The organism is Planomonospora algeriensis (assembly GCF_977012225.1).
Genome location: NZ_CDRNDK010000318.1, coordinates 1 through 7679, shown reverse-complemented (window position 1 = coordinate 7679; position 7679 = coordinate 1). Strand labels below are relative to the sequence as shown.

The window sequence follows — 7679 nt, the reverse complement described above, 5'->3', positions numbered from 1 at the left end:
CGGACGACCGCTACGCCGCCCACCGCCGCGCCCGGATCGCCGCCGCCCGCACCGCCGACGCCCTGCGGGAGACGCGGGCGGTGCTCAAACGCGAGTCGGAGCTGCGCCAGGTCGCCGCCAACCTGGCCGCCGCCGAGCGGGACGGCCTGCGCATCGCCTACGAGGCGTGCGACTGCGTCCGGCAGGAACAGGTGGACGCCCTGTTCGCCCGGCTGCCAGCCCCGGCCGTGGTGGTGCACAACGCGGGCATCGACTTGCCGACCAGGCTCGACAGGAAGACCCCCGAGGAGGTCGTGCGCACCGTCGAGGTGAAGGTGTCGGGGTTCGCGTCCCTGACCAAGGCGGTGCTCGCCACGCCGGAGCGGCGGGCGGCGCTCAAGGTCTTCTGCAACGTGGGGTCGCTGGCCGGGCGCATGGGCGGCATGATCGGCCAGATCGACTACGCGGCGGGCAACGAGGCGCTGCCGCGGCTGGGGTTCTGGGCGCGGAACACGTACGGGCTGCCGACGCAGACGCTCTGCTGGCCGACCTGGGAGCGCCTGGGCGTGATCGCCAACTACGACGCGGCGGTCAGGTACGTGTCCACCCTCGACCCCGCCGAGGGCGTGCGCCGCTGGATCGACGAGCTCCGCTCCGGCGGCACCGGCGAGGTCATGTTCATCGGCCAGGTGGGCGGTGCGCTGGTGCCCACGCAGCTGCGCGGTTTCTGGCTGTTCACCGGCCACCCCGACCTGCCACGGTTGCACGGCCTGGCGCACTTCCTCGGCGCCGTCGAGGAGTTCCGGCCCTTCCGCTCGCTGCGCGGTTCCATCGTCCACCGGCCCGGCTCCCATCCCTGCCTGGCCGACTTCACGGTGGACGGCCGACCGGCGCTGCCGGTGTCGGTGCTGGTGGAGCAGGCGTGCTCGGTCGCCGACTGGGTGGTGCCGCCCGGCTGGCCGCTGCAGCACCTGGCCGCGGTGCGCGACGTGCGGGTGCGCCCGTCGGCGCTGGTCCTGGACGGCGGCCGGTTCACCACGTCGGCGGTGGGCGAGACGACGGAGGAGGGCTGGACGGTCCACGTCACGATCGGCGCCGCCGACGGCTCGGTCGCCGGTTCGATGCGCCTGCTCTACCGGCCGGAATCCCCCGCGCTCCCTCCCCTGACCCCCGCGCCGTCCGCCGCCGAGGCACGCGGCGGCGGCCGCCTGGCCTGGTCGGGGCTCGTCCTCGGGACGGCGGACGACCCCCTGCCCGCCGTGACGGCCGCCGACCTGTGGACGACCCCCTTCCCTCCCGCTCACGGCATCGCGCCCGCCGCTCTGGAGGCCGCCGTCCGCGCGGCCGGCCCGGTGACCGGCGACCTCCTCACCATTGACCGGATCGTGCCCCGCCCGGGGGCGCAGCGCGTGGACCGGCTGCTGCCCGTGGAAGGCGGCTGGGCCGGATCGCGGGCGGGGGAGCCCGTGCTGTTCATCGCGCGGGTGGACCCGGGGACGGGGTACTGACGGCCTGCGACGTGCCGGAGGGGGGAGACGGCGGGGAAGCCGGCCGCCGGCCTGCTCGGGCCGGACGCTTCGCCCCCCGCCCCGAGGATCCCGCACCGGGGTGTGGGTACCCACACCCCGGATCGGGGTGTTATCACGATCGTCCCGGGCGGCCGGCGCGCCGAGAATGGGATCATGTCACTCCTTGGGAACGAGCAGGTGCACGGTATCGGTCCAGCAGGCGGCGGCGCCGACCGGGAGATCCGGGTTCAGGGGCTGCGCCGCGAGTTCGAACGCGGCGGCGGCCGGGTGCACGCGCTCCGGGGGGTCGACGTCGCCTTCTCCCCGGGCTCGTTCACCGCGGTCATGGGTCCGTCGGGCTCCGGCAAGACCACCTTGCTGCAGTGCGTGGCCGGCATGGACCGCCCCACCCGGGGCACCGTCCGCTGGGGCCCGACCGAGATCACCGGGCTGCGGGAGCGCAAGCTCGCCCGGTTGCGGCGCTCGATGGTCGGTTTCGTCTTCCAGGCCTACAACCTGATGCCGGCCATGACGGTCGCCGAGAACGTCGTGCTGCCCACCCGCCTGATGGGTGACCGGATCGACCGGGTGCGGGTCGGCGAGGTGCTCGCCCGGGTCGGCCTGGGCGGCTGCGAGAAGGAGCGGCCCGGCCGGCTCTCCGGCGGGCAGCAGCAGCGGGTGGCGATCGCCCGCGCGCTCTACAGCCAGCCGAAGATCCTCTTCGCCGACGAGCCGACGGGCGCCCTCGACCGCAACACCGGCCGGGAGGTCCTCCGGTTGCTGCGCGAGGGGGTGGAGGAGCACGGGCAGACGTGCGTCATGGTCACCCACGACCCGCTGGCCGCCGGCTTCGCCGACCGGGTGCTGATGATGACCGACGGCGAGCTGGTGGAGGACCTGACCAGGCCGTCGGCCGCGGTCATCGCGGAGAGACTGGGTGAACTCCCGTGATCAGGATGGCCCTGGGCGCCCTGCGCGCCCGTCCCGCCTCCTTCGCGGGGCTCGCGTCGGCGCTGTTCCTGTCGGTGTCCACGATCACCATGTTCGGGTCGATGATCGCCACGGCGGCCACGACCGAGGGCGATTCCGGCCTCGGTGCGATCGGCGGCGTGTTCGGCGAGATCGCGATGATCATGGCGGCCTTCGTCGCGGTCAGCACGCTCGGCTTCGCGATCCGCCGCCAGCACCGCGAACTGGCGTTGCTGCGCACGGTGGCGGCCACGCCGCGGCAGGTGCGCCGGCTCATCCGCTTCCAGGTCGTCGGCCTGATCCTGCTGGTATCACCGCTCGCCTGGGTGACCGGCGCGATCGCCGCGCGGATCTTCCTGTCCGCGCTGGTGGACCGCGGCCTGGCGCCGACCGGCGCCACCGTGCCCGGCAACCCGCTGCCCCCGCTCATCGCCACGCTGGCCACCGTCCTCGTCGGCCTGATCGCGACGCTCTTCGCCACCTGGCGGATCTCGAACAGCACGCCGAGCACGGCGATGGCCGAGACGTCGGCCGAGACGAACCGGATCGGCTGGTTCCGGATGCTGCTCGGCCTGCTCGTTGTCGGCGGCGTGGGGGTGCTGTGCGGTTTCCTGGTCGGCAGGGAGCCGGACGAGGCCGCCCAGGCGGCCCTGCTCGGAGCACTGGCCTTGATGGTCGCGCTGGCCCTGCTCGGGCCCCTGCTGGCCCGGATCGTCGTCACCCTGCTCGGCCTGCCGCTGCGGCTGTCGCGCGGCGGCGAGTCGGGCGGCTGGCTGGCCGCGGCCAACCTGCGCGGCCATGCCCACCGGCTGTCCTCCGCGGTCGTGCCGATCGCGCTGCTGGTCGGCCTGTCGACCACGTTCCTGGCGATCACCGGCACGATCCGCCACCAGGTGGCCGGCGTGCTGCCGGACGCGGTGTCGGACGACGACGTCTGGCTGCGCGGCGTGGAGGTGGCGCTGCTCGCCCTGTTCGGGGCGGTGGCGACGCTCACCACGCTGATCTCGCTCATCACGGCCCGCAAGCGGGAGTACGCGCTGCTGAGCCTGATCGGCGCCACGAAGCGGCAGCTCGTCCGGATGCTCGCGGCCGAGTCGGTGCTGACCGCGCTGACCGGTGTCGTGCTCGGCATCGCCGTCGCCGCCCCGGTCAGCGTCGCGTTCGCGCTGTCGCTGACCGGCGAGCCGGTGCCGTACGTCGCCATGGGCGACTACGCGCCGATCCTCATCGGCGCGGTGGTCCTCGCGGTGACCACGGAGATGGCCGCCGGTCTGCGGACCATCGCGCTCGACCCGGCCACCACGGTGACGGCGCCGTGACCGGCGAGGCCGACGTGACCGGCGAGACCGGCGTAACCGGCGAGGCAGGCAAGACCGGCGAGACCGGTAGGCGGACACCGGCCGGGAGCACGGTTCCGGCCGGTGCTCTCCCCGCGCGGTTCCGAGCGGCGCGGTCGTGGCCGCGGCCGCGCGCCGGCGAGATCGTGTTCGCCCTCGCGGGCTTCCCGGTGGCGCTGCTCGGCCTGCTCCTCGTGCTGCTGGGCACGTACGCCGGGGGCCTGCTCGCCCTGACCGTCGTCGGGCTTCCCGTCATCGCCGGGGAGCTGCGGGCCGCCCGGCTCACCGGGCGGCTGCACCGGAAGCTGCTGCGCTCGCTGCTGGACGTCCGGATCGAGGAGCCGGCCGGCATCGCGGCGTCACCGACCGCGGTCGCCTGGGTCCGGGCAGGTCTCACCGATCCGGTCGGCTGACGCACCGCGGGGCGAGCGAGGTGCGGCTCGACGCCTCGGCCGAGGGCGGCCGGCTGCGGATCACCGTGGCCGACGACGGCCGGGGCGGCGCGGGCATCGGCGCCGGTACGGGACTGGCCGGGCTGCGCGAACGGCTCGCCGCGGTCGACGGCACGCTGACCGTCGACAGCCCGCCCGGCGGCCCCACCCGGGCCGAGATCAGGATGCCGACGAGCATCTGAGCCGGACTCAGGCGCCCACCTCGGTCAGGTAGGTGACGACGGCCTTGACCTGGCGGTTGTCGGCGTCGGTCGAGGGCAGGTCGAACTTGCCGAAGATCGCCGCGACGTGCTTCTCCACCGCCCGCTCGGTGACCACCAGCCGCGCCGCGATCGACTTGTTCGAGTAGCCCTGCGCCATCAACTCGAGCACCTCCCGCTCCCGGCCGGTGAGCCGGTCGAGGCGGCGCCGGCCGCCGCGCATCATCTTGTCGACGATCTCCGGGTCGAGCGCGGTGCCGCCGGTGCCGACGCGGTGCAGGGCGTCGACGAACTGGGAGACGGCCGCCACCCGCTCCTTGAGCAGGTATCCGGCGCCGTGCGCGCCAGTCGCCAGCAGCCTGGCGGCCCACGCCGGCTCGGCGTGCTGGGAGAAGACCAGCACGCCGAGATCCGGATGGTCGGCCTGGAGCCGTTCGGCGGCCCGGATGCCCTCGTCGGTGAAGGAGGGCGGCATGCGGACGTCCACGATCGCCAGGTCCGGCCGATGGGCGCGTACCGCGTCGTGGAGGCCCTCCGGGGTGCCCGTCGTGGCGACGACCTCACAGCCGCGCCCGGTCAGCAACTCCACCATGCCGTCGCGCAGGATGACGTGGTCTTCGGCGATGACCACCCGCAGCGGCCGGTTCTCCTCCACGAGCACATGATGGCACGCGGCGGCCGATCCGGCGTTCTAGGCCGACCCGGCGTTCTAGGTCGGCCCGGCGTTCCCGGCCGGCAGGCGCCGAAGGCCCCGGGCGGGTTCACGCGCCGGCCGGAGCCTCACGCCGGTTGACGGGGCCGGGGGCAGGGTGGCGGGCCAGGTGGTCCTGCAGCTCCCGGTGGCGGAACTGGTAGGCGATCCCGGCGACGCGGATCAGGCCGACCTGCGTGCACCAGTGCAGGAACCGGCCCAGCCGCCACGGCAGCGGGCGGCGGCTCCAGCGCCGAGTGCACAGCAGGAACGCGAGGTAGCGCACCGTCACGGTCGCGGTCGGAAGGCCGAACGCCAGTCCGGCCGCCACCCCTGCCACGAGCCCCGGTACAGGACCGGCGGTGAAGGCGATCCCCAGGCCGGCGGCGAGCCCGATCCCCGAGCCGACCACCAGGCCGTTGGCGGCGTCGGACCGCACCACGGTGCGGGGAGTGCGCGCCGTCGCGGTTCCGAAGCCGGTGGAGGTCTCCACCAGGCCGATCACCAGGCCGGCCAGCACGCCGACCACGAGGTTTCCGGCGAGCCCGGCCGCCAGGCCGACGACGGTCCCGGAGACGATACGGCGCCAGTCGGCGCGCGCGGTCAGCACGGGCACGCGCAGATGCCGCGGCTCCGGCCACGCCGACCACGCCCCCGCCGTCACGATGAGGCCCGCCAGGATCGCGATGCCCACCGCCAGGTCGAAACCCCAGGCGAGCACTCCCGTCACTCCGGCGAGCACCCACGGCAGGGCGACGGGCAGCGCATGCAGGATCCGCGGGAGGCGGAACCCGGCCAGCGGCCACAGCTCGTACAGCACCAGGTCGGTGCCCGACAGGGATCGCCCGTCCGGCACCGGGGGAGGGCCGCTGGCGTTGCGGTCCAGGTAGCGGGCCAGGACCGCCAGCCAGGACCGTACCTGCCGCGGCGTGTAGGGGGCGTCGGCGGGGGTGACGGCGCCGATCAGCCGTGCCAGCAGGTGATCGGCGATCGCTTCGGCGGAGCCCAGAGCGATCAGCTCGGCGGGGTCGCAGGCGACGGCCCGGTGCGGTTCGCCGGAGTCATCGCCGAGCGCGGGGCGTTCGTAGACGGTCACGGCCAGGGTGAGTCGCCACGGGGTGGACAGGCCCTTCGCCAGCGGCCCGTCCGGGTCGGCTCGCATCGTCTCCAGTACCTGGTCCCACCGCCGCCACCGCGGTGAGTCCTGGATGCGGTCGCGCAGGAACCCCGCGGCCGTGACGGGCCGGACCGGCAGGATCTCCACCCAGGTGATGTCGGCGCCACCGCTGCGGGCGGCACGCAGCGCCTGGTACTGGGCGGTGCGGCAGGTCAGCACCACATCGGCGCGGTCGCTGCCGTGCAGGTAGGCGTCCACCTGGGCCAAGGCCCGGCCTGCGCGGGAGGCGCCGCCGGGGGCGGGGTCGGCGTCCATCTCATCCAGGCCGTCCAGCACCGGCAGCACCAGCCGGGCCGCCACCAGCCGCCCGGCGACGGCCGCAGGCAGGCGGAAGACGTCCACCATCCAGCCCTGCAGCAGTTCCTCGACGCTGCGCCGGGTGTCCCAGGAGGCGGCCGAGATCCGCACCGGCACCGGATCGCCGGCCCGGCGCCCGGCGAACAGGCCCAACATGAGCTCGACGGCCAGGACGGTCTTGCCGCCGCCGGGTGCGCCGGTGATCACCAGCCGGTGCGGAGACCGGGAACGGGGCGGCCGGTAGTAGGCGACGATCTCCCGCAGGGTGCCGCCGGAGGGGAAGGCCATCACCTGACGGGTCGGGGCGCGGCGCAAGGCGAAGGTGACGTTGATCGGCGCAAGACCGCCGCCCAGCAGCCGGTGGCGGGCCTCCTGCTCGGTCGTCAGGACATCGGTGGCCAGCTTCTCGAGCGCTTCGGCCCAGGTGAGCGGCTGCCGTTGTGACAGGTGCAGCGTCCACAGGCTCACCGCGAGGGCCAGCAGGGCGATGACCGCGCTGAGCGGATCGACGTCTCCGACGCCCTGGGCCTCCGGCAGCAGCCAGGCGCCGGCCGCGGCGGCCGCCAACGCCGTCAGGAACGCCGCCGCGCTGATGACGCCGTACATTCTGCCCGAGCGGCGATCTCTGCTCATAGCCATCGATACTGACGCACCGTGCCCGGCCATGACAGGTCCTCGCCGGTTTATCCGTCCGCCGACCATCCGCCCGAGACCGTCAGGGCCCCGGGGCCGTCGCGCAGGGCGTCCGGCTTCCGGCACATGGCCCCGTGAAAGCATCCGGCACCGGGACGTCACCGGATGCGTTCACGGAGTCGATCGCATCTCCCGTCTCAGTAGCGGAAGCCGGCCACCAGCTGGTGCAGCCGGGCCGACAGCTCGGCCAGGTCGGCCGCGGCCCGCCGGCTCTCGACGACGCCCTCGGCAGTCACCTTCGTCGCGTCGGCCAGCACCGCGATGTTGGCCGCGATGTGCGTGCTGGCCTGGGCGGCATCGGAGACGTTGCGGTTCATCTCCCCGGTGGTGGCGGTCTGCTCCTCCACTGCGGAGGTGATGGTCAGCTGGTAGTCGT

At 74.3% G+C, this 7679-nt stretch carries 8 protein-coding genes; 5 read left to right on the top strand and 3 right to left on the bottom strand.

Annotation, left to right across the window (positions count from 1 at the left end; translation table 11 throughout):
* The 5 genes from ACWJ6R_RS25935 to ACWJ6R_RS25915 all read left to right on the top strand — a co-directional run.
* A partial coding sequence (locus ACWJ6R_RS25935) for an SDR family NAD(P)-dependent oxidoreductase (RefSeq protein WP_449064737.1) occupies positions 1 to 1487 on the top strand: 1487 nt, incomplete at its 5' end.
* Between the two features lie 174 nt (positions 1488 to 1661).
* A complete protein-coding gene (locus ACWJ6R_RS25930; protein WP_449064736.1) occupies positions 1662 to 2438 on the top strand; it encodes an ABC transporter ATP-binding protein in 777 nt (258 codons plus the stop codon).
* 5 nt (positions 2439 to 2443) lie between these two features.
* Positions 2444 to 3775, top strand: a complete 1332-nt coding sequence (locus tag ACWJ6R_RS25925) for an FtsX-like permease family protein (protein ID WP_449064738.1) — start codon at positions 2444 to 2446, stop codon at positions 3773 to 3775.
* Positions 3772 to 4206, top strand: coding sequence for a sensor domain-containing protein (locus ACWJ6R_RS25920; RefSeq protein ID WP_449064735.1), 435 nt, complete (start codon positions 3772 to 3774; stop codon positions 4204 to 4206). The genes ACWJ6R_RS25925 and ACWJ6R_RS25920 overlap by 4 nt, the downstream gene beginning before the upstream one ends.
* A gap of 20 nt (positions 4207 to 4226) precedes the next feature.
* Positions 4227 to 4427, top strand: coding sequence for a hypothetical protein (locus tag ACWJ6R_RS25915; RefSeq protein WP_449064734.1), 201 nt, complete (start codon positions 4227 to 4229; stop codon positions 4425 to 4427).
* A 7-nt stretch (positions 4428 to 4434) separates the two neighbouring features.
* On the opposite strand, the gene ACWJ6R_RS25910 is transcribed toward ACWJ6R_RS25915, so the two are convergent.
* The 3 genes from ACWJ6R_RS25910 to ACWJ6R_RS25900 form a co-directional block, all read right to left on the bottom strand.
* Complete coding sequence (locus ACWJ6R_RS25910; protein WP_449064733.1) at positions 4435 to 5100, bottom strand: response regulator transcription factor; 666 nt, start codon at positions 5098 to 5100, stop codon at positions 4435 to 4437.
* A 106-nt stretch (positions 5101 to 5206) separates the two neighbouring features.
* Positions 5207 to 7243, bottom strand: coding sequence for an NACHT domain-containing protein (locus tag ACWJ6R_RS25905; RefSeq protein WP_449064732.1), 2037 nt, complete (start codon positions 7241 to 7243; stop codon positions 5207 to 5209).
* Between the two features lie 197 nt (positions 7244 to 7440).
* Positions 7441 to 7679: hypothetical protein (locus ACWJ6R_RS25900; protein ID WP_449064731.1), on the bottom strand; the 239-nt coding region annotated here is incomplete at its 5' end.